This window comes from Corynebacterium ulcerans, from assembly GCF_900187135.1.
Lineage (GTDB): Bacteria > Actinomycetota > Actinomycetes > Mycobacteriales > Mycobacteriaceae > Corynebacterium > Corynebacterium ulcerans.
Genome location: NZ_LT906443.1, coordinates 882732 through 908922, shown reverse-complemented (window position 1 = coordinate 908922; position 26191 = coordinate 882732). Strand labels below are relative to the sequence as shown.

Below are 26191 nucleotides of genomic sequence, written 5' to 3'. Positions count from 1 at the left end.
GCGCTCGTACACTAAAAAGGAAAGAACGTGCGGAAGCAGTGTGAGGTTCAGTGAGCAGTCCATGGTTAAGCGGATGCGGAACTGCAGCATGGGTAAAAAGAAGCTCTCGCATGGAATTGGGACGGACTGACAAAGGTGGTTTTCTGTGAGTATTTCGCGGAATTTTGATGAGTACTTGGCAGATCGTGGGCTGGTGCAATTAGCGGAAGTAATCCCCGAGAATGAGTGCCAAGAATTTTGTCCGGCAGACTCATGGTATGAGGGGCAGTTGGAAGAGCAGGGGGTAGCGAAGGGTGCTGAAAATGACACGCCCGGAGAAAGTTTTCCGGACCAAAGTGCTGATGAAGAGCTAGCCCAGGCGCAAAAGCTAGTAGAAGGCATTTTGGGCAGCTAAATAGCTGTTTTTATGGCGGAAATATGGATCTAACACTAGGACGCTTATGTGTTGTAAGACACTTTTTTGGCGGAAAAAGATGTAAAAGGTGACAGTTTCCTCATATTTTGTGGCATATTAGTCAAGCAAAAGTTTTTACGGCAATAGTGTTTTTTTGGGAGCTATTGCCGGTGAACCCGTGAGCGCAGAGCGCCAGTCCAAGACAACAGGAGAGTTACTCAGGTGACTGAACACAGCATCTTTAAAGGGCAGCAGTCCGGATCTTCGCGTCTCGTTGAACGCTTTGATTCTGAGCCTTTTGCGCTCGTATTTGCCGGGCAGGGGTTTGATTGGTTAAAGACCCTCCGTGCGTCAATAGCTCAGGGTGCAGGAAAAACCTTGGAGCCAATCATCGCAGAGGCAGCGCAACGCCTCATTCCTATTTCTGATGTGTTGGCAGTTGCTAGGCCTTTTGGGTTTAAACCATTGGAATGGGCCAAGCACGATGAAAACGCAGGCATGGATACATCCCAAGCAGCTATTAGTGTGCCTGGAATTCTTACCTCACAACTAGCTACCTTGGATCTGCTAGAAAAGCAGGGCTTGGACGTGGATAAAGCCGCTGCGGTTATAGGCCATTCGCAGGGCGTTTTGGGCGTTCATAGTGTGCGGGACCTTACTCGCGCCGCAGAGATCCTTGCGATTGCAGAAATTATCGGCGCAGTTATTGGCCATAATGCACGTGTCACAGGACTAGTAACACGTGGTGGCATGGCCCCCATGGTTTCCATTGATGGCATCACCCGTGAGCAATTAGAAGCTGCTATTTCTTCTGCATGCGGCGGCATTGACAAAGATATTCGCCCTGTCATTGGGCTTAAAAACTCGCGTACTAATTTTGTGCTCGTTGGACGTCCTAAAGACAACGAGGCAGTCCTGAATATTCTGCGCGCGCAGGCGGCAGCTGATGCGCGTGCGGTAGAGGCTAAAAAACGTGGTGGTTCTGCTTTCGCACCAAAGATAACTCCGTTGAATGTTCAGGTAGCTTTCCACCACCCGGCTATGCTTCCCGCTGTTGATCGCGTGGTTGAACTAGCAGAGCGTGCCGGCCTGGATGCGGACCTTGCGCGACAGATCGCCATGGACGTCATGGTCACTCCGGTGGATTGGGTGTCTGATGTACACACTGCGCTCGATCAAGGCACGCGCTGGTTCCTCGATGTCGGGCCAGACGGTGGTGTGGTGTCTCTGACTGAGCAGGCACTTCTGGGGCGCGGTGCGATGTCCTTCGCCGTGTGCGGCACGGAAGGCCAAGCACAGCTTTTCGACGCTGGCCGCGCGCCTGTCCTCCCGCATCCCTTTGAGGCTTTCTCGCCGACGCTGATAAAAACTCCTCACGGCGTGCGCGTAAAGACCAAGTTCACTGAGCTCACTGGGCGTAGCCCCATGCTCCTTGCCGGGATGACCCCGACCACCGTTGATCCTGAGATTGTCGCGGCGGCAGCGAACGCGGGCCACTGGGCAGAGCTAGCAGGTGGTGGCCAGGTCACCCCTGAGATCCTAGAAAGCAACATAGCCAAGCTCACCGGCTTGTTGCAGCCAGGCGTGAACGCACAGTTCAACTCCATGTTCCTGGATCCTTATCTGTGGAAGATGCAGATCGGCGGTAAGCGGCTGGTGCCTAAGGCGCGAGAAAACGGTGCGCCTATTGATGGCATCGTGATCACGGCGGGTATCCCAGAGCATGAAGAGGCCGTGGCTCTGGTGCACGAGCTGCGCTCTGGTGGATTCCCGTGGGTTGCTTTTAAGCCCGGCGCGGTAAAGCACATCATGAAGATTCTGGCTATTGCCAAAGACGTGCCAGAAACCCCCATCATTATGCAGATTGAGGGCGGCAAGGCTGGCGGACACCACTCATGGGAGGACTTGGACGAGCTGCTCATCAGCACGTATGCCAAGATCCGTGAGTATGACAACGTGGTGGTGTGTGTCGGTGGTGGCATAGGGACCCCGGAGCGTGCTGCAGACTATCTGACCGGTTCGTGGGCTCGTCACTACGGCTTGCCCGATATGCCTGTCGACGGCATCCTCGTGGGCACGGCTGCCATGGCTACCAAGGAAGCGAAGACGTCTGAGGCTGTAAAGCAGCTGTTGGTTGAGACGCAGGGTACCCAGGAATGGGTCGCAGCTGGTAGCGCAAACCAGGGCATGGCTTCTGGCCTATCGCAGCTGGGTGCGGATATTCATGAGATTGATAATTCCTTTGCCAAGGCTGGTCGTCTCTTAGACTCGGTGGCTGGAGACGCAGAGGCTGTGGCAGCGAAGCGAGAAGAGATTATCGCGGCGATTGCTAAGACGGCCAAGCCATACTTTGGCGATGTTGAAGACATGACGTACCAGCAGTGGCTTGAGCGTTATCTTGAGCTGTCTGGTCCTGTGGACGGACGGTGGATTGATTCCAGCTGGTACCGCAGGTTTGTGGAGATGCTGCACCGTGCCGAGGCGCGCCTGGTGGCGCAGGACCATGGTTCTTTCCCGTCGATTATTTCGCTGGAGGAGACGGAATCGCCGCAGGTGGGCGTCGATACGCTCTGTGCGCAGTACCCGGCTGCTGAGACTCTCGTGCACCCGGCGGATGCGGCGTGGTTCCTAGAGGTGTTGGCAACCCCGGGCAAGCCCGCTAACTTTGTGCCGGTTATTGATAAGGATGTGCGCCGTCGCTGGCGTTCGGACTCCTTGTGGCAGGCCCACGATGAGCGTTATACGGCGGATCAGGTGGCTATTATCCCTGGTACAGCTGCTGTTTCGGGTATCACGGTGGCTAATGAGCCAGTCGCTGAGCTGCTTAGTCGTTTTAACGCCGCTACCGTTGATCGCTTGGATGCCGCAGAAGCGGAAGATGCTCAGACTAGCGTGGTCGAGCGCGTGCTGAACGCCTCTGGTACGTCATGGGCAGGTCGCCAGGTCGATTCTCTTACCGCTCGACTGGGGGCTGTCTCAGAATGGGATGTGGACACGAACGTTGCGACGCACGCATCGAGCGGGGCACGACTCGTGGAACTCGATTCTGAGCACGCCGAGCTTCATGTGCCTTTGCTTGGATCTACTGCTCCTGGAGTGGAGGCCAGCATCACCATTCGTCTCACCCTGCCTGAGAGCGCACCAGCTGGCTGCGTACCGCTGGTTACCAGGGAAGACGCAGAGACCGCGATGGAGGGACTGACCCAGATAGCCGCCGGCGGTGTACTTGGTTCGATGGACGATGACGGCGTGACTGCTGTCTGGCAGAGCACCCTGAGCCGCGACGATGCAGCCACCTATGAGACTGTGACTGCCGGCTATCTTCCTGCTTCTGTCGAACCAGCAGGAATTGCCCCCGACATTCTGGTGGGCAAAGCATGGCCAGCTATCTTCACCGCGGTGCGTAATGCCGTAATCCCAGACTCTGACGGCGCGAAGGTCGTCGAGGGAATGCTCTCCTTGGTGCACCTTGAGCACCATGTCACCGTGGTTGACCAGGACTTGTTCTCTCGTTGCGTCACCGCTGAGGCTTCCTCGCCTGTATCCATTGAGGTGAGCGCACGGGCTGAGGAAATAGTAGACACCACCATTGGGCGCATTGTGATCGTCCGTGCGGAACTGCGTGTCGACGGCACCCTGCTGGCACGCCTCAGCGAGCGCATGGCCATCCGCGGTCGTCGCGGGAATGCCGTAGCCCGGACGAACACCTCTGCTCTTCCCAGCGTTATTGACGCACCCCGGTCTTTCCGTGCGTTTGCAGCGGTCACGGCCCCGGATTCCATGCATCCTTTTGCCGTAGCGACGGGCGACCGGAACCCCATTCATGTGTCTGAGACCGCCGCAAAGCTGGCGGGCCTGGGAGAGGGCGTGATTGTTCATGGCATGTGGACATCGGCAATGGCCGAGCTTATTGCCGCTGGTGGCTACTCGGATGAATCTGTATCCACCCGCCCGAATAAGGTCATGGAATATACCGCGACGATGCTTGCGCCGGTGCTGCCGGGCCAAGAAGTAGAGTTCCTGGTTGAGCGCTCGGGTATTGATTCGCGCGAGGGGCGCGGTGAAGTTCGTGAAATCACCGCAACTGTTCAGGGCTCTATAGTCCTTACCGCAACTGCTGTCATGGCTGCGCCGACCACATTCTATGCTTTCCCCGGACAGGGCATTCAGTCTCAAGGCATGGGCATGGAATCTCGTGCTCGCTCTGTAGCTGCTCGTGATGTATGGGCGCGCGCGGATCATCACACTCGTACTCATTTGGGATTCTCCGTTTTGGACATTGTTCACAACAACCCAACAGAGGTGCGCGTTGCTGGTGAGACATTCTCGCACCCCAAGGGCGTTCTCTTCCTCACACAGTTCACGCAGGTGGCTATGGCAACCCTCGGCGTGGCTCAGATAGCTGAGATGAAGGAAGCTGGGGCACTTGACAATAAGGCGTGGTTCGCGGGCCACTCCGTGGGCGAATACAACGCTTTAGCTGCTTATGCAGGTGTTTTATCTCTAGAAAGCGTGGTAGAGATCGTCTACCAGCGCGGACTTACCATGCATCGCTTGGTAGAGAGAGACCAAGATGGAAACTCCAACTATGGTCTTGCTGCCTTGCGGCCTCACAAGATGGGGCTCACAGAATCTCAGGTCTTTGATTATGTCGCTGGAATAGCTCAAGAATCTGGCGAGTTCCTTGAAATCGTCAATTACAACCTTGCCGGCATGCAATACGCAGTGGCAGGAACAAGCAAGGGGCTCAAAGTCCTCGGCGCTGATGCTGAACGCCGCGCGCCGGGCAAGCGAGCCTTCATCATGATTCCTGGCATCGACGTGCCATTCCATTCTTCGCATCTCCTTGACGGCGTGGACGCCTTCCGTGAACATTTGGATTCCCTGATCCCAGCAGACATAGATCTGTCTATGTTGGTTGACCGCTATGTTCCTAACCTCGTAGCACGCCCATTTGAGCTCACCCGGGATTTTGTCTCCGCCATGCTTGAGGTGGCACCGGCTCCGATTCTTAAAGACGCCCTTGAACGCTTTGATGAGTTGTCTCAGGAACCGGTCACACTTGCTCGCACCCTGTTGGTGGAACTGTTGGCGTGGCAGTTTGCGTCCCCAGTGCGCTGGATTGAGACGCAAGATCTGATCCTGCGACCTGTTTCTGAGGGGGGCCTCGGCGTGGAACGCTTTGTCGAGGTCGGCGTGGGTTCGGCGCCAACTATCGCGAACATGATGGGGCAGACCCTCAGGCTTCCGCAGTATGACGGCGCCGAGGTGGAAGTTCTCAACATTGAGCGCGACCGCTCGGTAGTCTTTGCCACCGATGAGCTGACGCGTGCCGTGGCCGCACAAGCTACCGACGCAGAAACGGAGTCTGCTGAGGTCGCACAGGATGTCGCAACGGTCCAGGTTGCCGCAGCAGTGGCACCGACTGAGGCCCTGGCAGCCGCTAGTGGCGCCCGTCCAGACGACATTGCCTTTACCCCGGCTGATGCGACGATGATGCTGATCGCTTTGTGGACTAAGGTTCGCCCGGATCAGATGGGCGATGCAGACTCGATCGAATCCCTGGTTGAGGGCGTGTCTTCTCGCCGTAACCAGCTGCTGCTAGACCTGGGCGTGGAATTCGGACTTGGCGCAATCGATGGTGCCGCAGATGCGGAATTGGTGGAGCTCAAGAAGACGGTCTCGCGAATGGCCAAGGGGTACAGCGCCTTTGGGCCAGTGCTTTCCGACGCCGCCAATGACGCCCTTCGTCGAATCACAGGACCTACTGGCAAACGCCCCAACTATATTTCCGAACGCGTAGCGTCCGCATGGCAGCTTGGCACTGGCTGGGCCGATCATGTCACTGCTGCTGTGGTTATCGGTGCACGTGAGGGATCGTCCTTGCGCGGGGGAGACCTCGCAACCTTGACGCCTGCGGCGCCCTCTAATGCAGCCGAGCTAGATCAGCTTATCGACGCCGCTGTGCAGGAAGTTGCTGCTCGCCAAGGTGTGGCAGTAGCACTTCCAGGTGGATCATCAGCTGGTGGCGGAGTCGTCGATTCTGCAGCACTGGGCGAATTCGCGGAACAAGTGACAGGAAAAGAAGGTGTTCTTGCAGCTACGGCTCGCACGATTTTGTCTTCGCTGGGCTTGCATGAGACCGCAGAAACTCAGTCGCTAGAAGACTCCGATGCAGATGCGGCACTGTATGAACTCGTGTCTCAGGAGCTAGGCGCTGATTGGCCTCGACAGGTCGCTCCGAGTTTTGACGCTAACCAGGCAGTTCTTCTCGACGACCGTTGGGCTTCGGCGCGTGAGGATCTTTCCCGCGCAGCACTTGGTGAAGAATCAGCAGATTCGCTCGATCTTACTGGTGCAGGGGAGATCGTGGCACAGCAAGCCGAGTTCTTTGGATTCGAAGAGCTTGCTGAACAAGCGCGTTCTACAGAAGCGCTCGAATTCGTTGACGACGTTGCCGTGGTCACCGGTGCCTCACCAAACTCCATTGCAGCTGCGGTCACCGCTGAACTGCTCTCCGGAGGGGCGACCGTGGTCGTCACGACCTCCTCGTTGAGCCATTCCCGCCTGCAGTTCTATAAGGACCTCTATCGGGACAGTGCCCGTGGCGGTGCCGCGTTGTGGGTTGTTCCTGCGAACCTCTCCTCTTTCGCGGATATTGACAGCATCATCAAGTGGGTTGGCGAGGAACAAACCGCGACGGTCAACGCCCAAAAGCAAGTGATCAAGCCAGCACTTGTTCCTACGCTTTTGTTCCCCTTCGCAGCACCGCGCGTCCAAGGTTCCTTGTCCGACGCTGGCCCACAAGCAGAGATGCAGATGCGCCTCTTGCTATGGTCCGTCGAACGCCTCATCGCAGGGCTATCGGAGCTGGGTACTAACACCCACGTGGGCGAACGACTACATGTTGTCCTCCCAGGTTCCCCCAACCGCGGTCGTTTTGGCGGCGACGGCGCATATGGCGAGTCTAAGGCGGCTCTCGATGCACTCGTCACACGCTGGAATGTAGAAAAGTCGTGGAAGCCCAACACATCGCTTGTTCATGTTCTCATCGGTTGGGTACGTGGCACCGGACTCATGGGCGGAAATGACCCGCTCGTCGAGGCGGTTGAAGCAGCTGGCGTTACCACTTATTCCACGCAGGAGATCGCCGAGCTTCTGATCGGCCAGGTCAGCGCAGAGGTGCGTCGTCAAGCTGCGGAAGCTCCGATAACCGTTGATTACACGGGTGGCCTAGCCGAGTGCGATCTAAATTTGGCGGAACTCGCCAGCAGCATTCACTCCCAGGGTTCGGGAGAAACAGCGGCAACTGAAGATAACGCTCCGACTCTTAAGGCGTTGCCTACTCTTGCCTCTACTGCTCAAGAAACCCGTCCAGATTTCCGTGGACAGGTTCACCAGAATCTGGATGACATGGTGGTTATCGTGGGCGCTGGAGAGCTTGGGCCATACGGCTCTGCTCGCACCCGCTTTGAGGCCGAGCTCACCGGCGACCTCGGGGCCGCAGGCGTTCTAGAACTTGCGTGGACCATGGGGCTGGTTCACTGGGATGAAGATCCCAAGCCGGGTTGGTACGACGCTGACGATGAGCCTGTGGATGAGGCGGATATCTACGATCGCTTCCATGATGAGGTACTCGCTCGCGTTGGTGTGCGTCGCTACCACGACGACTTCCACATGGTGGACAACCTTGCACCAGAACTCACCACGGTCTACTTGGATCAGGACCTCAGCTTTAGCGTGAGCGACAAGGAGACTGCGCGCACCTTTGTCGAATCAGAGCCAGACTCCACCTCAGCGGTGCTGAACAAGGAGACCGGCGAATGGACAGTCACGCGCAAAGCCGGATCAGCTGTGCGTGTTCCACGCAGGATGGCTATGAGTCGATTTGTCGGTGGTCAGATCCCAGAAGGTTTTGATCCCAGCGTGTACGGTATCCCCGCAGACATGGTGGATAACCTAGATCGCACCGCACTATGGAACCTCGTATGCACCGTCGATGCTTTCCTCTCCTCGGGATTCAGCCCCGCGGAACTGCTACGAGAGCTACACCCCGCACGGGTTTCCTCCACGCAGGGCACTGGCCTAGGCGGAATGCAGTCCATGCGCGCGCTGTATATCGATGGTTTGTTGTCAGAACCTCGTCAAAACGACATCTTGCAAGAGGCGCTTCCCAACGTTATGGCTGCTCACGTCATGCAGTCCTATGTGGGCGGATATGGCCAGATGATTCATCCGGTGGCAGCATGCGCAACCGCTGCTGTCTCTGTGGAAGAAGCAGTAGACAAGATTAAGTTGGGCAAGTCTGACTTTGTGGTTGCCGGTGGCTTCGACGACCTATCGATCGAGGGAATTACCGGATTCGGTGATATGGCAGCCACCGCTGACTCCCAAGAGATGACGGCCAAAGGCATAGAAGATCGCTACTTCTCTCGCGCCAACGATCGACGCCGTGGTGGATTCGTGGAATCCGCTGGTGGCGGAACAGTACTCCTAGCACGCGGCAGCCTGGCTGCTGAACTCGGACTTCCCGTGCTTGGAGTGATCGGATTCGCAGAATCCTTTGCAGACGGCGCGCATCTGTCTATCCCAGCCCCAGGCTTGGGAGCCCTTGGCGCTGCGCGTGGCGGAAAAGACTCTCGCCTTCTCGCGGATCTGAAACACCTGGGAGTCTCCGCGGATGACGTCCGGGTTGTGTCTAAGCACGACACCTCCACGAATGCGAATGATCCCAACGAGTCCGACCTCCACGAGCGTATTGCGCACGCGATTGGTCGAACAGAGGGCAACCCGCTGTACGTGATCTCGCAAAAGAGCCTCACCGGCCACGCAAAGGGCGGCGCTGCTGCGTTCCAGCTGATCGGTCTTACTCAGGTTCTACGCACTGGTATCGTCCCAGCTAATTACAGCCTGGACTGCGTCGATCCTGTGCTGGCAAAGCACTCGCATCTGGTGTGGCTGCGTCGACCGCTTAACATTGGGCAGTTGGCACCTAAAGCCGGACTCGTGACGTCCCTTGGATTCGGTCATGTGTCTGCGCTCGTGGCTATCGTGCATCCAGAAGCCTTCGCAGAGGCTGTCCGTAGTGAACGCGGCGAAGAAGCTCTTACCACATGGCGTAAAACTGCTGCAGAGCGTGAACTTGCCGGTAGTCGCCGTTTGCTCCGAGGCATGATGGGAAGGGCAGCTCTGTACGAACGCCCGGTGGAACGAAACCTTGGCAGTAGCGGTAACGCTGGTAAAGAACGTGAGGCTGCAGTCCTTTTGAGTGAGTCTGCGCGACTCATCGACGGTATCCTGGTTCCGACGCCAGATAAGTAGTCTCTTTTGAACAAGGCCTGCCCCACACAGACAACACCGTGTGGGGCAGGCCCTTGTTTGCACACACTACGCATGTCATACAGCCCGCCCGCGCGCTACACTTCAAGAGCTCCCGAGAAAAGGAAGATAATCCATGTTTATTGGGACGGACCTCGTTCACATCCCTAGCTTTGCAGAACAGTTACATACGCCAGGGTCTTCTTTTGCAACCAACGTCTTTAGCGCGCTTGAACTACGAGTGGCCGCGACAAAGCCAAAGAGAGATGCGCACCTTGCTGGTCGATGGGCAGCCAAAGAGGCCTTTATCAAGGCATGGAGTCAAACAATGTACGGTAGCGCGCCGGTGATAAGCGCGGAGAACGTTGACTGGCGAGACATCGAAGTAGTGCCGGACGCTTGGGGGAGAGTAGTGGTGACTCTCCGTGGGGAAATCCAAAGACTTGCGCAGATAGACCAGGCGCAGGTGAGCATCAGCCACGATCATGACTATGCCATCGCGCAGTGCATTATTGCCGGTCCTGCACGATAAAAGCTAACCGGTGGCTACGGCAAAGAGATAGGCCACAAGCATCCTTTTAATTTCTTTCACGCGCGCGTGAAACATCTCATCCGTGGAGGCACGGTCATAGACTGCGTAGTTCAACAGCGAGGAGACCGTATGTACCAGCATGCGAGAGATTTCCGCCCGGCCTTCTTCCGATGTTTGTGGGGCAAGCGGCCGCAGGGCTTCTCCCACGATTTCTAGCATGGGCTTTTCTGTGGCCGCTGCTGTTGCACGTGTAGCAGGAGTGGACTGAATGGCATGCCAGACGCTCCTACGAGAGGGGTCCGCACGCCACATATCCGCCAGATGATCAATGAACTCGTCGAGGAAGTCCGGCCATTGAAGCGCCGGGACCTGCTCAGAGAACTTTTGTATTTCTGCTAAGGAAGCCGCAGTGTCTTGACGATCGAGTTCGCAGATCATCACATATTTATTGGCAAAGAATTGGTAGATGGTTCCGATGGGTACCTCGGCGCGGCGGGCGACTTCATCGAAGGTAAAGGACTCAAAGCCTACGTCGACAAGCACAGAGCGAGCAGCGGCGAGAATTCTGTTGAATCTTTCGCGGCTGCGTTGCTGCGCGGGCCGGCGGCGAGGGAGGAGAATGTCCCCGCTAGTCCTGGTTACTTCGGGTTTACCCATGGCTTACATCGATTGGTTCTTTACTAGAGCAGATTGATAATTATTCGCTGGCGAGCAGGTCGCGGAGCACACGTGCAACATGTCCTGTAGCTCGAACGTTGTATAAGGCTAAGCCAAGCGTTCCGTCTGGTTCTACAAGAAATGTCGATCGAATAACTCCCTGGACCACTTTGCCGTAGTTCTTTTTCTCCCCGAAGGCACCATAGGCCTTCATAATTTCCTTTGATTCGTCGGAAAGCAATGGGAAATTAAGCTCATGGTCGTTGCGGAAGGCACTGAGCTTTTCCACCTTATCGGGGGAGATGCCGACAACGTCGATCCCCAGTTTTTCGAGCTGAGCAAGGCTATCCCGGAAGTCGCACGCCTCTTTTGTACACCCAGGGGTATTAGCGCGGGGATAAAAATAGACCAGCACCCGAGAGCCGCGGAAATCCTTAAGAGCTGTGGTGCCGCCCTTGTCATTGGGAAGATCAAAGTCGGGGGCCATATCGCCGATGGAAAGTCGCGCTTGTTCAGTCATGGTCTAAAGGATACCGGCTACGCACACTCAACGGGTTTCGGGCTAAGGTGTAAGGAGGAAATAGCGAAGAACTCAGAGGAGAGTATCCGTGGCACGCGATATTAATGACATTCAGCGCGACATTGAGCGCACCCGTCGTCAGCTCGCAAGCACCCTCGACGAGATTGTGGATCGTTCTAAGCCGCAGAACTTTGTCGATGATGCCAAGAAGCAAGCAACCACCAAGCTGCAAGATCCCCAAATCCAGAAGATTCTCGCGGGCATCGGAGTAGCTGTGGCTGGCCTCGTGGTCCTGGGCATCGCACGCGGACGCAAGAAGAACAAGGAACTCAAAGAAATCCAGCGGCTTCTCGCACAGCGCTAAAGCTTTTCGACGCCACCATTAGTAGCCCATAAGCCATATCCCCACGCTAATCCCGTGAGGATATGGCTTTTTGCTTCTGCATGCTGTGAGATATACGACTAGCATCGGGGTCTATGAGCATCATTAAAATCAATGCATTGTCCGTGCCCGAAGGCCGTGGGGAGGAACTAGAGAAGCGATTTGCGGCACGCAAACACGCTGTGGATTCCGCGCCGGGCTTTGAAGGTTTTCAATTACTACGCCCTACAGCTGGTGAGGACCGTTATTTTGTGGTGACCCAATGGGCTGATGAAGAATCATATGCGCAGTGGCGCGATGGGGAAGCTCAGAGTTTGCATGGACACGGCCGGGGCGAGAACCATGAGAATGCTGCTAGCTCCCACTCTGGTGATAAAGCCCCCGTGGCACAGAAATCTGAGCTTTTGGAATTTGACGTGGTGTTGGACTCTACAAAGTAGGGTGGCGTTAACCGATTAACCGAGGACACACCCGTGGTCTGTGAGCCTACGCAAAACTGCGCGGGTGTTGTCCTCATTGACGGCGGCGCACAGGCTCGAGAGCACCGTTACCTGGAAGCCTTCTCGTAGACCGTCGAGAGCCGTAGCCTGAACACAGTAATCCGTAGCGATCCCCGCGATATCAATCTCGCGTACCCCACGGTCTTTTAGCCATGTGCTTAAGAGTTGCCCATCTGCCGTGGAACCCTCGAACCCTGAGTAGGCGGCGCTGTAGTGCCCTTTATAGAACACCTCGTCAAAGCGCGTGTTTAAGAGCAGCGGATGAAAATCGGCGCCCTCTGTATGAGCCATACAATGTACGGGCCACGTATCAATAAAATCTGGGGTTTCAGAAAAGTGATCGCCAGGGTCTATATGCCAGTCTTTGGTGGCTGCAATGCAGCCGTATTTTTTCCCGTGAAGTGCTGTGTATTCTGCAATAGATTGTGCTTGAATTGCACCCTTGACCGTTTCTAACGCCCCGCCCGGACAAAAATCATTTTGGACGTCAACAATGATGAGGGCTCGCATATGTTCCTTCCGAGGAAGCACAGAGAAGGTATAAATCCATACGAGGATACATCTCGGCAATAGGAACACTGCATTGGGGTTGAGAAAGGGGTAAGCATTGTGGATAAGGCTTTTCGACGCCGCCCACTATCCGCAACACCAGATCCCCCGACTAACTGAAAATAACGATAAGTAGAGCGGGGGAGTGGGGGGGGGCTATGGCGCGGAAATTCTCTAGAACTCCACGATCATCTTGCCGGTGTTGCCGCCTTGGAAAAGCTCCAGGAAGGCGGAGGGGAGTGCGTCAACGCCGTGGCGAGTAGTGACATCAAACTGTATTTGCCCAGTGACCACAAGCGGGGCTATGACCTGCTGGAATTCCTCTACCGTATCCATGTATTTGGGAGCGACAAACCCGCGCAAGGTTAAGCACTTCCCAATGATTGAAAGCATATTGCGAGGGCCAAAAACTTCTTCTGAATTGTATTGAGAGATCGCCCCGCATAGCGCTGCTCGGCCAAAGACATTGAAGTTGTCGATTGCTGCTTCAAGATGGTCGCCGCCGACGTTATCAAAGTAGACATCAATACCATTGGGCGCTGCTTGTTTGAGTGCCGTGGATACATCACCGTTGCGATAGTTGAAGGCGGCGTCGAAACCCAGCTCTTTCAAGCGCTCAACCTTGGCGTCTGTGCCGGCAGAACCAATCACAAAGCTAGCTCCGAGATGCCGCGCGATCTGACCTGCGGCAGAACCGACGGCGCCGGCCGCGCCAGAGATAAAGACGACATCGCCCTCCTTCATCTCCGCGACTTTTTTCAACCCGATGTAGGCAGTCAAGCCAGTCAACCCTAGTATGCCTAGGTAAGCGTGAGCTGGGACAATGTTTGTATCTACCACCAAAGCTTCAGCCTCATCGACGATAGCCATCGTCTGCCATCCTTGGAAATGGCGCACGCTCGCTCCGACCTGAATCTTCTCGGACTTTGATTCCACGACGACGCCGACAGCCCCACCAGACAGTGGTTGATCAATCTGGAACGGCGGGACGTAAGACTCCGTATCGTCCATGCGACCGCGCATATACGGGTCGACCGTCGCTACCTCATTGCGAACCAACACTTGGCCGGCTTGAAGCTCGGGGAGCTCGACGACTTCCTTACGGAAATTCTCCAGCGTGGGCATGCCTTGCGGGCGAGACGCGAGAACCCATTGGGTAGTTGTGGTCATACGAAGATGCTCCTTTTCCCTTGACGGTTGCGTGTGAGCACGTGGACGTGTGTTCCACGAATGCTTTTAACAATCCCTCACAACCCCACGGAGATGAAAAATATTCCAAATTACGTATGTCTTGTGGGGTTTGAATCTTGGAGGGGAAGAGGATGATGGGGAGTGTCGTTTATTTTTGGATATTTTTTAGACACTTGCATAAAAAATGACCCCAGCTATTCGGTAAAATACCGTTCTAGCTGGGGTCTTTGGTGCGCCATCAGGGACTTGAACCCCGAACCCACTGATTAAGAGTCAGTTGCTCTGCCAATTGAGCTAATGGCGCATTGTTGTCCTTTGTGCCGTGCGGCGCGCTGTGCAACGAGAAGAAATATAACCCTATTTGATGGTGGTTGTAAAATCGCCTGGTCAGAACGTGTTTCTGGGCGGGCGTTTTATGACTATTTTGTGGGAAGTGCGCAGAGAGCTTTGGGGTGGGCGTCGGCACGCTAAAAGTAGGGGAGGGGAGCGTAACGACGGGTGCTTGACAAGCGATGAAGGGGAGGAAACGCACTGGTGGTTTGGGTTAGATAACAATGTGGCAAACATGGGTTGCTGCGGGCCTATATCAGTGGGAAAAGACGTTACGATGTGGGTTCGTCGTCGTGACGAGGTGTCGTGAGAAAAGTGCGACATCGATCGTGGTTGTAGGAGAAGAAGGAAAATAGTGGCCAAAAGGGTATCCAAGCGATCGTATATAGGGGTAGCGGCGACGCTGTTGGGTTTCTCGTTGTTGATGGCTGGATGCACGATAGCTAAGGGGGGCGGGGATGAATCAGGACACAGTGAGCAGTCCTCGCAGCAGGCGGAGAAGAAGCTTGCTCCCATAGCTAGCGTGAATAATGGTGAAACCGGGGTGGATCCCTCCGCGTTTGTCACGGTCAAATCTTTGGGCGAGGGCCTGAAGAACGTGACCATGACTAATGAGAATGGCAAAGAGGTCCAAGGTGAGATCTCTGCAGATGGACGTTCGTGGTCTACCACCGAGGTCTTGGGCTTTAACCGTTCGTACACCATTGTGGCGAAAGACAAGAACGGAGAGTCTTCCACTACGGGGTTCCAAACGGTAACCCCGGCGGCGCAGGCATTTGGTTCTTTAGCTCCTCTTGATGGGTCAGTCGTGGGAGTAGCCCAGGTCATTGCGATGCGTTTTGATGCAATCGTGAATGATCGCAAAGCTGTGGAAGACGCAATCAAGGTGACCACCGAGCCTGCGGTCGAGGGCGCATTTTTCTGGATTAGTCCCTATGAGGTGCGGTGGCGTCCGGAGAACTTCTGGGCACCGGGCACCAAGGTCACCGTGGACGCCAAGCTTTATGGCAAGAACCTAGGCAAAGGCGTGTACGGAGATAACGACAATTCTGCGACGTTTACCATTGGTGATCGAGTCGAGGCGGTAGCCGATGACGCAACAAAGACCATGACGATCTACCACAATGGTGCGCCTGTCCGGTCGATGCCGATCTCCATGGGGGCGAATAAGTGGCCGACCCCCAACGGGGTTTACACCATTGGGGATAAGAATCCTTCTCTGGTGATGGACTCGGAATCCTATGGGCTCTCCCATAACGAGGGCGGTTACCGCGTTGATGTGAAATTTGCCACACAAATGTCCTATTCCGGCATCTACGTGCATGCGGCGCCATGGTCTGTCTATGCACAGGGCAATTCCAATACGTCTCATGGCTGCATCAACGTGAGCACGGAGAACGCGCAATGGTTCCAGAACTTTGTTAAGCGAGGGGACATCGTCACCGTGCGGAACACCATTGGCGGTTACCTCAGTGGCTATGACGGCCTGGGGGACTGGAACATCGACTGGCCAACCTGGAAGGCCGGAAACTCGAATATCTAATACTTCCCTAAAGCCTTCAAGGCCCCGTAGCTCGATGAATTACGGGGCCTTTTCGTGCCGTGGCTAATCGACGCCACCCAGTGGCGCCCGACATACTCCCATATCTATGCCTTCGTGGTCAGTGATGTAGTCCTTGAGCGTCTGAATCGGGGCCTCGCCTTTGATCTTGGACACCAACTCGGAAAGGAGATCATTATGGGGTGGTTCAAGGCCCTTCCTTAATGCCTCGAACCATTCGACGGTTTCCTTTGGTGCCATGTTGCCGGCGATGGAGGAGAGGTAGGTAAAACCTGTGGATACGCGGGAGTTGATGTTGACCTCACCGCCGGCATAGTAGCGAGTTTTAAAGGGGGTGAGCTCTTGGGCGACCTCGTCAATCTTGAGCGTGCCGCCTGGATCTTTGATGCCGATGACGTGCGCGAGCATACATAGCTGCGCCAGGGTAGAAGCACTCGCGTCGAAACCAGTGCGTTCTGGGTGGTTGTAGATGATTGTGGGCTTACGGACGGCGTCGATAACGGCTACTGCGTAACGACGCGCCTGCTCCTGCGTAGGGCGCACGTAGGGCGGGAACCCTAATAAGATGCCATCAATCCGGCTTAACGACGCCACGTAGCGCCCTAGCTCTACAGCATGGCGCTGTCGGATAGCGGCAACACCAACAAGTATCTCAATTCCAGGCGCCCAGGGATGCTGATTCACAGCGTCGTAGAGAGCACGTTTTTCAGAGGCGTCCATGCTGTGCTGCTCGCCGGTGGAGCCACCGAAGAGGATTGATGTGATGCCTTGGCTGATAAGCCAGTCTGCGTGGGCCAGGGTGGACTCGATGTTGAGGGATTCATCGTGATGGAAGGCCGTGGGCACGGCAACATGGATCCGAGCGTTAAGCATGCAGTGATTGTATCGGATAACAAAAACTCCCTGACTAAAAATAGTCAGGGAGTTCATTGGGGTGGCTGACGGGGCTCGAACCCGCGACACCCAGGATCACAACCTGGTGCTCTACCAGCTGAACTACAGCCACCATTGCCGCTTCAAAGCAGCGAGGACAATATTAACTCACAAATCTATTATTGCAAAAACTGCTGGTAGGACTGGGTTGCTTGAGCAGAAGCCTCAATGCATTCCGCGTTGGTGAGATCCTTTTTAAAGAGCGCTTGACGGTAGTACTCAAGCTCGCGGATGGACTCAACGATATCCGCTAGCGCGCGGTGTGCCATGCCCTTTTGTGGTTGATTGAAGTACACGCGCGGGGACCAGCGTCTGGCAAGCTCTTTGATAGAGGAAACATCGACCATGCGATAGTGCAGAGCCTCGTCGAGCCTTGGCATGTAAGCGTTGATGAAGCTGCGGTCTGTAGCAATGGAATTACCTGCCAGGGGAGCTGGATGTTGCGGGTCGCAATGCTTGGCAATCAGCTCAAGGACGGCATCCTCGGCTTCCTTGATGGAAACAGTGGAGGATCGGATTTCCTGCGTCAGACCAGAGTTTTCGTGCATTGTGGTGACATAGTCGTCCATTTCTGCGAGTTCCGCATCAGTGGCGTGCACAACAAGGTCTACTCCCTCGCCAAGGATATTCAGATCTGCATCGGTGATCAGTGCAGCAACTTCGACAATCACGTGACGGTGAGTATCGAGACCTGTCATTTCAAGGTCTATCCAAACGAGACGATCATTTTTAGCGGGAGTATCAGACATGTTTTCTAAGGTACTCGTATCTTGCGTCATTGTGGCAGCAAGGAGGTGTTTCTAACCACGAATTGACGCAAGAACGGACGAAGATGCATTGAGGTTTATGATCCTAGTTTTTTATAGAACCAGCCCATCAGTGGTGAAAGTACTGCAGTAGGGGCGATTGCAGAAATTGCATTCATTGCTTTTGATAAAGGCCCAGGAACGACCCGGCGCGAGTTTGCGGCAAGTGCTGCGAGAGTTTCTTGTGAACATGACTCGTATGTGGTCCAGAGGAAGTCCGGTACGACTTTGTCCACGATGGATTTTTCGGCATCATCGACGACTGCCTCGCGGACGGGGCCCGGAGCTAACAATGTGCATGCAACGCCAGTGCCTCGGAGCTCGTAGTGGAGGGCCTCCGTGAAAGCGTTTACCCCTGCTTTAGTGAGCACATAGGTGGCATTGTTGGGGATGGGGACATTTCCGGCGGCGGAACCAACGTTGCAGATGGCGCCCGTGCCACGCTTGATCATGCCGGGAAGTACTGCGTGGGTGAGCTCAAAGACCGCACGGGCGTTGAGCTCGAATTGTTTGTCTTCATATGACCAATCCTGGTCGATGAAGGGGCCAAAGCTTGCGATTCCTGCGGAATTGATGATGATGTTAACTTCCACGTCTTGAAGCTCGCTGATGAGCGTTGCACGCTCCTCGGGATTAGCAAGGTCACAGGCCATAACATCGACTTTGACGCTGTGGTTTTGTTCCAATTCCTCTGCTAGCTGCTCAAGGACGTCACGGCGTCGGGCTACCAGAATGAGATTGTGGCCCATGCAGGCAAGATCCTTGGCGATCGCACGTCCGATTCCTTGGCTTGCGCCAGTAACTACAGCTCGTGCATGAATGGATGGTGAAGGTAATGCCACGGTAGTTCTCCTGAACATTGGTTGGAAAGCGCACAGAGTTCTCATTCATACTACGTGCGCCCGTAGCATTACCGTCGTTATAGCTGGATTTAGCTTGTGGGCGTCGAGTTGTGAGGCGCCCACACGTTTGGGTTTGGTGTTAATTGATCTCGACTACCGTCCGGCCATGAAGTTGGTTAATCATTAAGGCTTTACCCGCATCGATGACCTCGTCGAGGCTGATAGTGGTTGTCATTGCATCTAGGGCTTCGGTATCTAGGTTTTGTGAGAGTAGAGCCCAAGCTTTTTCGCGGTGCTCAAGAGGTGCATCAACGGAATTGATGCCAACGAGTGATACGCCACGAAGAATAAAAGGAAGAACCGTTCCTGGTAAATCTGCCCCTTGGGCCAATCCGCACGCTGTAACCACTCCGCCCCACTTAGTTTGAGCACACGCGTTGACAAGGGTGTGGGAGCCCACGCAGTCGACGACACCCGCATATAGGGCGCGTTGTAGAGGTTTGCCCTTTTCGCTCAGTTCTTTTCGTTCCACGATGGAGCTGGCCCCAAGCCCTAGAAGATAATCTGAGTGCTCTTCCATTCGGCCGGTCGCGGCGACAACGTTATAGCCAAGCTTGTGCAATAAAAGAATGGCGATTGACCCCACGCCGCCGGTAGCGCCTGTGACGAGGATGGGGCCATGATCGGGCAGAACCCCGTGTTGTATAAGCGCGTTCACGGAGAGCGCTGCTGTGTATCCTGCTGTGCCAATAGCTGCGGCTTGTTTCATGGAAAAGTTAGAGGGGAGAGCCACCGTAGACGAGGCGTGAATACGCTGACGTTCGGTGTACCCGCCATGGCGAAATTCTCCGATTCCTGCGCCATTGGCAATGACTTTATCGCCGGGCTGGAACCGCTCGGATTCTGATTCTAAGACCTCCCCAACAGCATCGATGCCGGGAACTAGGGGGAAGGTGCGGGCCACGCCGCGATCCCCACGCAGGGCCATGCCGTCTTTGAAGTTGAGGGAGGAATACGCAACTTTAATGAGCACATCACCATCGGCGATGTGCTCATCCGCTGATGGGAGGAGTTGGGTGGTGATGTCCCCGGTTTCGGAAGCACAAACCACAACAGAGCGCGATTGATTAGTCATGTTTTCCAACCTAGCCCTCTTTGTCTCGTTGGGTGGGGGATCGTGCGAATACACACACGTGAATATAAAACGGAATAGTGAGTATGGTTGAGCACTTCATTTTTCCTTTATGAACTTGGACTCACCCAAAAAGGGGAAGTTTGCATAGGTAGAAGCTGAGAATTAAATGAAGCTTACCGAGCGATGGTGGGTTTTCTTTCGCGATTTTTGGGGGAAAATTTTCTCCAGCAAAAGTTTCGGATTGCTTTTATTTCATCTCGTTATAATTCCGTGAGTGAAAATTCATCCCTCAAGAACCGTATTCTCACGCAGGGGTGGCGTATCTGTTGTATGCGCTGCCATAACGTGTGCATCTCTCGTTACTACTGCTGCCCCTGCTCTGTCCGCTGAAGAACCCGATGACTCTCTTGCCGTTGTGCAGCGTCAAAGTGCTGCCCCAACAGGCGAGGCGCCTGCTACTCGATTCATTGTCACATTCAACCGCATGACGACGCTGGATCAGGCTAAAAGGATGAAAATCCTGGATAAGATTGTTAAAGAATTTTCTTCTGACGCATCTTTTGTTCGTCAGATGTTCGACGGCTCATACGTCGTTGAACTAGATCCGCCTGTGCCTGCAGAGCGAATTCCTTCTCTCCGTGGCGCCCTTGAGTCCAAAGCAGAAATTGCTTATGCGGATATTGACCGCGTCCAGTATTCCACTTCTCTTGCTGCGCCCAATGACGAGCACTACAAGTACCAATGGCACCTCTTTGACCAGTTCGGCGCTAACGTCGATAAAGCATGGGCATCGGGTGCCGACGGCGCTGAGACGGTTATCGCCGTGGTGGATTCGGGTATTACCAGCCACGCCGATCTTAACGGCAAGGTCTTGCCTGGTTACGACATGATCTCCGACCCCAAGATCTCTCAGGATCGCGACGGTCGCGATAACGACCCCACTGACATGGGTGACTGGACCTATCAAGGGGATTGCGGCCCCAACTCCCGCGCCACGAATTCTTCCTGGCATGGTACTCACGTTGCGGGTATTGCGGCGGCAATTACGGACAACCATGAGGGTGTTGCTGGCGTTGCTCCTGGAGCCAAAATCCTTCCTGTTCGTGCTTTGGGCCGATGTGGTGGCTACACCTCGGATATCGCGGATGCAATCGTGTGGGCTGCAGGCGAGGACGTTCCTGGAACCCCACATAATGACAACCCGGCCGACGTGATCAACCTGTCCCTCGGTGGACGGTCTCGCTGCATGCCGATCTATCAAAACGCCATCGACCGCGCGCTGTCCCGTGGCGCAACAATAGCAGTGGCTGCTGGCAATGAGGATCAGTCAACCGATAACGTGCAGCCTGCATCGTGTGATGGCGTGATCACTGTAGGCGCTACTGGTCCGGAAGGCCACAGGTCTACCTACTCCAACTTCGGGCGCCACGTTGACGTCGGTGCTCCTGGCGGCAATATGTATCCGGCCTTTAGTAACCACAATCCGGGAGGGGGCATCCTTTCCACTGTTAACCGTGGTCTGCGCAGCGCTGAAGCGAGCGGCTACTCCTACATGGAAGGCACCTCCATGGCTACGCCTGTGGTTGCTGGCGTCATTGCTTTGATGAAGGCTGCAGATTCCACAATCAGCCCCGATGAGATTGAGCGCATCCTTCGCGACACCGCACGTCGCTATACTGCAGAGCCTGGTCCCGGACAGCGAAAGACTGCGCACGGAATGGGTGCAGGGCTTGTCGACGCCCATGCTGCGGTGTGTTCTGTACTAGCCCGTAATGGCCGTAGCTGTGATGATGCCCGTCCTGCTCCTAAGCCGATTACGGTTCCTACACCGGTCGTGGAGACCGTTCCTGCGCCGGCTCCTTCCGACCCGGAGCCGGTTGACCTCGATCCTAGCGAGTCTCTTACCCCAGAGCTTGACCTTCCCATTGTTGATCCAGAGCCGGTGGCTGAACCAGAGCCGGTAGCTGAGGCACCAGTCGCACCTCGCCCTATTGTGAGGAAGCCTGTTTCTGAGGAAAAGGAACGCCCTGGCCGGGAACGCACCGGAAGGGAACAAATAAAGCAGCAGCAATGCACCCGCTTTGAACGTCTTCTCCCATGGAAGAAGTGCTCTTAAGTCTTGTGTAGACGTATGAGGTAAAGGCACGTCCCGCTTGTTATCGCGAGGCGTGCCTTTTGTTGTAATTACTGATGCTGGCTTTGGCTCCAGTTATGAGCGAAAGAGCATCAGGAGTGGGCTGAAGAAGTGTGATAATGCGCGCAAGAAACCTTGCCACAGTGAGCGGAAGTTTCCTGTTGAATTAGGTTGATCCACCACGAGGTTGGGGCCCATGGCGCGAGTGTTGTTGTCTGGGTAGCCGTCAACCATGATTCCTGTTGTTCGTGGTTCCGGCGACCTAGCGTCGACGGTGTATGTGTATTCGACAGAGACTTTTCGTCCAAGAAGAAGGTTTGTGAGGTCTTTATCTCTGAACCTGATTTGATTGGACTGCTCTTGTACTTCCCATCTTTTCTCGATGAGTTTTGCAGGGGGCTGCTGGTCGATTGTGTAGGTGATGGCTTCCTTGTTTAGTTGTCCTACCGCAGGGACTAGCTCTGTGAAGTCACTAAAACCGCGGGAATTTCTATCTTTTGATTCGATGGTGACCTTCACGGTCACGGTATCTCCGTGGGAAGCGTGGACCGTTGTGGGGTCAGACGGGGTCCGAGTGGTCCCCTTGGGATCTTTGACCGTGATTTGGCGTATTAATCGCGCGCCTTCCGCTATATCAGTTGTGGCCGTTATTGCGTTGTTCGAGGCTTCTCGAGCTAGAGCGCTGGGGGCCGTAGATAAAAGGGGAGTTATGGCTGTGAAGGCAACGATAACTGCCAGCGGTTTGACGACTCCAGACTTGCGCATAGGACCCTCCCATATATTTATATGAATATGCTTATAAAGATAAGGTTTTTATCTTAAAAACAAATTAAAATCTACTGTATTTTGGGGTGTGAGGAAAGCGGGGGCGCTTGGTGGTGTTGGGAGTGTCGTTTCTGAGAACGCTAGCGGGAGTGTGCTGTCTAAAAGTCCAGGTGAGGTTTTCTAGTGTTCTCAAAAACGACAAAACCTTGGGGATCTTGATCTCAAACCTGCATTTCCATAGACAAAAGCCTCAAAACAGGCCACGCACTGCCCCTTTGTCTATGGAAATGCAGGTTGTGGTGGGGGAAAGTTGCTAACAAACACAAAAGGAGCCGGGACATTGTGTTAACAATGTCCCGGCTCCTCACAAAGCGCCCCCGGCAGGATTCGAACCCGCGACCAATCGGGTAGAAGCCGACTGCTCTAATCCACTGAGCTACGGAGGCATTGATGGAAATAATACTACGGCGTGTGTTTTCCTCATAGTTGAGGAGGGGGAGGCAAAAGAAAGGCCGAGAACTCTGTCTCGACCTTGTCTTTTAGCAGACGCTAACAGCAGCGGGAACCCGGATTGGAATCTTGATCAGCCCAACGCTGGCGCCAATATTCGCGTTCGCTGGGAATCGATTCGTGGGGATGGTGGGCGCGTTGGTGGGCTACGAATTTTTCGTAGTCTTTTTCTCCGAGTACCTCGCCCCAGTAACGTAGCGGGGCAGTTGCCCATCGCAGCGCTGTTGAAAGAGTCTCCATCGTTCCTCGTTAGTGGATGCTAGTGGTGGCTGTGGGCGTGTGCTTTAGGTGGATCATATTCGTTCCACGCATCAACCAGAACTTTTTCTACGTCAGATGTGCCAAGCGACGATGGCGCGAAGAAATTGGACTGGTGGAATGGCTCTTCAGAAGTCTGAACTTCCTCGCCACGCTTGAGCTGACCCAATGCACGAATACAGACTACCGCAGCTGCAATGAGGACGATGATCACGAGCACCGCGAACAGCACGGACAAGAAGCCCTGGACTGCGGTGTTCCTGACGACGGCCTCCATGGCCTCGACCGACTTTGCAGTGCCAAAGGAAGTCTTTCCTTCTGCGAGTGCATTCTTGTAGCGTGTGTGCTGAGCCCAGTATCCGATGGCGGGATTGTCGGAGAAGATCTTCTGGTAGGAAGCTGTCATGGTGACTGCAACATCCCAGAGTAGAGGTAGTCCTGGGATCCACACCCACTTGAGAAGGCCCTTCTTAACGGTTACTACCACAACAAGTGAGAGCGCGACAGCTGCAAGCAGCTGGTTTGCAATACCAAAGAGTGGGAAGAGAACGTTGATGCCGCCTAGTGGATCTGTAACTCCCATCAGGAGGATGGAGCCCCAGAGAGCGCACACAATGACAGTGGAGAGCCAGTGGCCTACGGTCCAGTTAGGATCGGCGAATTTCTTCAGGCCAGGGATGTTGGCCAAGGTGTCTGTCATCATAAAGCGAGCCACACGGGTACCAGCGTCCACGGTGGTGAGGATGAAGAGCGCCTCGAACATGATGGCAAAGTGGTACCAGAAGGACTGCATTCCAGCGTTGCCGGTGATATCCGTGAGAATTTGTGACATACCGAAAGCCAAGGTCGGTGCGCCACCGGTACGTGAAATGATGGTGCTTTCACCCACGGCGTCGGCAGCCTGCGTAAGCGCATCAGCGGTGATACCGGCGCCTGGAAGACCGAGGCCGTTGACAAATGCGGCTGCCTGTGCCGGATCGAGTCCGGTGAGGGTCGCAGGGGAGTTCATCACAAAGTAAAGGTGACGGTCGATGACCACAGCGGTGATGAGAGCCATGATGGCAACGAAGGATTCCATGAGCATGGAGCCGTAGCCAATCATGCGCATCTGGGATTCCTTTTCAATCAGTTTCGGCGTTGTTCCCGCAGAAATGAGCGAGTGGAAGCCCGATAGGGCGCCACAAGCGATGGTGATAAAGAGGAATGGGAAGAGATTACCTGCAAAGACTGGGCCGTTTCCGTTGCGCGCGAAATCGGTGATCGCGGGCATATGAACCTCGGGTCGATTGATCACGATGGCGATTGCCAAAAGGGCGATCACGCCGACCTTCATAAAGGTGGACAAGTAGTCGCGTGGGGCAAGGAGCAACCACACGGGCAGGATGGCGGCCACGATGCCGTAGCCGATGAGGACCCATGCCAGTGTGACCTTGGACCAGGTGAACCAGTCGGTTCCCCACTCGGTGGAGGCTACCCAACCGCCGGAGATGATGGCGAGAAGAAGCAGAACCACACCGATAACCGAAACCTCGGTGACTCGTCCGGGGCGGATGTAGCGCATGTAAATGCCCATGAAGATTGCGATCGGAACCGTCATGGAAATGGAGAACACGCCCCATGGGGAGTCGGCAAGCGCGTTAACAACAACAAGGGCAAGAACCGCAATGATGATGACCATGATGGTAATAACGGCCAAGATTCCGGCGGCGCCGCCTACGGTTCCCATTTCATCGCGGATCATCTGGCCGAGTGAGCGGCCGCGGCGACGTGTGGAAATCCAAAGGACGAGGTAGTCCTGTACAGCACCGGCGAAGATAACACCGAGAACGATCCAGAGTGTGCCTGGCAGATAGCCCATCTGCGCAGCCATAACCGGGCCCACCAGTGGACCAGCGCCGGCAATAGCAGCAAAGTGGTGACCAAAGAGCACGCGACGGTCTGTAGGAACAAAGTCCTTTCCGTCGTTGATGTATTCGGCTGGGGTAGCACGATCATCGCGTGGCCGGACTACCTTGTATTCAATAAGTCGTGCCCAGAATGCGTAGGCGATGAAGTACGAGCCAACTGCTGCGAAGACGAGCCACACAGCGTTGATCGTTTCACCTCGGGCGAAGGCAATGACGCCCCAGCCTGCAGCGGCGATGAGGGCGATGACAATAAGTATGATGCGCGATTTGAGGGACAGTGGGCGCGAGTCTTTAACACCCACGGGCAGCGGCGCTGTATCTCCGTGAATGTACTCCACGCCCTTTGGGGGTGCTTCGATTGTGGGAACTGGATTGCTCATGTGCAATGACCTTCCACTTTGGGGCTGTGTCGATGAGCAAGCGAGAAAATTGAGGGCGCTTGCCGATCAAGAAACCGAGTCTTATTTGGCTGGATGTGATTCGTTCTCTGATAAAAGCTGCAGTAAGAGAGTCGAGCGGCACATCGCGTGGCCGTGCATTACAAAAATGTTCAATTATGGGTGCCTGTGCGTGTTCGATGCTGGGAGCAACGTGCAGCACACCGTCGAACTGCTATGCGATGAGAGAGCTGCCCATACACCTATGGGCAAGGCTTCTGAAGCATGTTTGATTAAGGGAACGCAAAGGATATGACCGCAACAATGTATTTTCCCGGTTCATAAGGGATAAGCGGGGACTCACGTGGAAATATCCTTCCGTATGACAATTCAGCCTGTGGCACTAAGAAGTAGGGTAGCTTAACAAAGGCCTATAACTGTAATTTGTTTCATCCATTTCGCTTAATGTGGCGAAGGTTAAACTTTTGTTTGGTTAAGCGTGCTGTTGGAATTCTCTTCCATCTTGTTTGGTTTTGGCGTCGTGCCTAGAAAAATGCGTTAAAAGCGTGCAGCTTAAGCGGAAACGGTTA

The 26191-nt window shown here is 54.9% G+C and carries 18 protein-coding genes and 3 tRNA genes; 7 read left to right on the top strand and 14 right to left on the bottom strand.

The window, feature by feature from the left end:
• Positions 1 to 145 precede the first annotated feature (145 nt).
• The 3 genes from CKV68_RS04070 to acpS all read left to right on the top strand — a co-directional run bounded on the left by CKV68_RS04070 (position 146) and on the right by acpS (position 10244).
• Positions 146 to 394 carry a hypothetical protein gene (locus CKV68_RS04070; protein ID WP_095075642.1) on the top strand — a complete coding sequence of 83 codons (249 nt, stop codon included), beginning with the start codon at positions 146 to 148 and terminating at the stop codon, positions 392 to 394.
• Between the two features lie 222 nt (positions 395 to 616).
• Complete coding sequence (locus CKV68_RS04065) at positions 617 to 9715, top strand: type I polyketide synthase (protein WP_095075641.1); 9099 nt, start codon at positions 617 to 619, stop codon at positions 9713 to 9715.
• Between the two features lie 133 nt (positions 9716 to 9848).
• Positions 9849 to 10244: a holo-ACP synthase AcpS gene (gene acpS, locus CKV68_RS04060; RefSeq protein WP_095075640.1), complete on the top strand. Its 396-nt coding sequence runs from the start codon at positions 9849 to 9851 to the stop codon at positions 10242 to 10244.
• Positions 10245 to 10247: 3 nt separating this feature from the next.
• Here acpS and CKV68_RS04055 read toward each other — a convergent pair whose 3' ends face one another.
• Entirely contained in the window at positions 10248 to 10901 is a 654-nt protein-coding gene (locus CKV68_RS04055) for a TetR/AcrR family transcriptional regulator (RefSeq protein ID WP_023636151.1), read from the bottom strand.
• Positions 10902 to 10941: 40 nt separating this feature from the next.
• Positions 10942 to 11421 carry a thioredoxin-dependent thiol peroxidase gene (bcp, locus tag CKV68_RS04050; RefSeq protein WP_013912166.1) on the bottom strand — a complete coding sequence of 160 codons (480 nt, stop codon included), beginning with the start codon at positions 11419 to 11421 and terminating at the stop codon, positions 10942 to 10944.
• Between the two features lie 88 nt (positions 11422 to 11509).
• On the opposite strand from bcp, the gene CKV68_RS04045 reads away from it, so the two are divergent.
• The gene (locus CKV68_RS04045) at positions 11510 to 11785 is read left to right on the top strand and encodes a DUF3618 domain-containing protein (RefSeq protein ID WP_013912165.1); all 276 of its coding nucleotides are present in this window, start codon (positions 11510 to 11512) and stop codon (positions 11783 to 11785) included.
• Between the two features lie 113 nt (positions 11786 to 11898).
• Positions 11899 to 12243 carry an antibiotic biosynthesis monooxygenase family protein gene (locus tag CKV68_RS04040; RefSeq protein ID WP_013912164.1) on the top strand — a complete coding sequence of 115 codons (345 nt, stop codon included), beginning with the start codon at positions 11899 to 11901 and terminating at the stop codon, positions 12241 to 12243.
• Between the two features lie 15 nt (positions 12244 to 12258).
• Here CKV68_RS04040 and CKV68_RS04035 read toward each other — a convergent pair whose 3' ends face one another.
• The 3 genes from CKV68_RS04035 to CKV68_RS04025 all read right to left on the bottom strand — a co-directional run bounded on the left by CKV68_RS04035 (position 12259) and on the right by CKV68_RS04025 (position 14347).
• Positions 12259 to 12813, bottom strand: coding sequence for an isochorismatase family protein (locus tag CKV68_RS04035; protein WP_013912163.1), 555 nt, complete (start codon positions 12811 to 12813; stop codon positions 12259 to 12261).
• Between the two features lie 213 nt (positions 12814 to 13026).
• Positions 13027 to 14022 (bottom strand): NADP-dependent oxidoreductase, encoded by a 996-nt coding sequence (locus tag CKV68_RS04030; RefSeq protein WP_023636147.1) that lies wholly within the window; start codon positions 14020 to 14022, stop codon positions 13027 to 13029.
• A gap of 249 nt (positions 14023 to 14271) precedes the next feature.
• Positions 14272 to 14347, bottom strand: a tRNA-Lys gene (locus CKV68_RS04025).
• Positions 14348 to 14728: 381 nt separating this feature from the next.
• Here CKV68_RS04025 and CKV68_RS04020 point away from each other — a divergent pair.
• The gene (locus CKV68_RS04020) at positions 14729 to 15916 is read left to right on the top strand and encodes a L,D-transpeptidase (RefSeq protein WP_038622240.1); all 1188 of its coding nucleotides are present in this window, start codon (positions 14729 to 14731) and stop codon (positions 15914 to 15916) included.
• Positions 15917 to 15979: 63 nt separating this feature from the next.
• Here the strand turns inward: CKV68_RS04020 and CKV68_RS04015 are convergent, their stop codons facing one another.
• The 5 genes from CKV68_RS04015 to CKV68_RS03995 all read right to left on the bottom strand — a co-directional run bounded on the left by CKV68_RS04015 (position 15980) and on the right by CKV68_RS03995 (position 19650).
• A complete protein-coding gene (locus CKV68_RS04015) occupies positions 15980 to 16807 on the bottom strand; it encodes a dihydrodipicolinate synthase family protein (protein ID WP_038620037.1) in 828 nt (275 codons plus the stop codon).
• 57 nt (positions 16808 to 16864) lie between these two features.
• Positions 16865 to 16940 (bottom strand) — tRNA-His (locus CKV68_RS04010).
• Positions 16941 to 16986: 46 nt separating this feature from the next.
• Positions 16987 to 17646: an oligoribonuclease gene (gene orn, locus CKV68_RS04005; protein ID WP_013912141.1), complete on the bottom strand. Its 660-nt coding sequence runs from the start codon at positions 17644 to 17646 to the stop codon at positions 16987 to 16989.
• Positions 17647 to 17711: 65 nt separating this feature from the next.
• Complete coding sequence (cmrA, locus tag CKV68_RS04000) at positions 17712 to 18515, bottom strand: mycolate reductase (RefSeq protein WP_046693755.1); 804 nt, start codon at positions 18513 to 18515, stop codon at positions 17712 to 17714.
• 139 nt (positions 18516 to 18654) lie between these two features.
• Entirely contained in the window at positions 18655 to 19650 is a 996-nt protein-coding gene (locus CKV68_RS03995; RefSeq protein ID WP_095075639.1) for an MDR family oxidoreductase, read from the bottom strand.
• Between the two features lie 274 nt (positions 19651 to 19924).
• On the opposite strand from CKV68_RS03995, the gene CKV68_RS03990 reads away from it, so the two are divergent.
• A complete protein-coding gene (locus CKV68_RS03990) occupies positions 19925 to 21766 on the top strand; it encodes a S8 family peptidase (protein WP_095075638.1) in 1842 nt (613 codons plus the stop codon).
• Between the two features lie 93 nt (positions 21767 to 21859).
• Here CKV68_RS03990 and CKV68_RS03985 read toward each other — a convergent pair whose 3' ends face one another.
• The 4 genes from CKV68_RS03985 to CKV68_RS03970 form a co-directional block, all read right to left on the bottom strand.
• Positions 21860 to 22549, bottom strand: coding sequence for a hypothetical protein (locus CKV68_RS03985; protein ID WP_095075637.1), 690 nt, complete (start codon positions 22547 to 22549; stop codon positions 21860 to 21862).
• A gap of 372 nt (positions 22550 to 22921) precedes the next feature.
• A tRNA-Arg gene (locus CKV68_RS03980) sits at positions 22922 to 22995 on the bottom strand.
• Positions 22996 to 23098: 103 nt separating this feature from the next.
• Complete coding sequence (locus CKV68_RS03975; RefSeq protein WP_013912136.1) at positions 23099 to 23299, bottom strand: YbdD/YjiX family protein; 201 nt, start codon at positions 23297 to 23299, stop codon at positions 23099 to 23101.
• Positions 23300 to 23318: 19 nt separating this feature from the next.
• Complete coding sequence (locus CKV68_RS03970) at positions 23319 to 25604, bottom strand: carbon starvation CstA family protein (protein ID WP_095075636.1); 2286 nt, start codon at positions 25602 to 25604, stop codon at positions 23319 to 23321.
• Between the last annotated feature and the right edge of the window lie 587 nt (positions 25605 to 26191).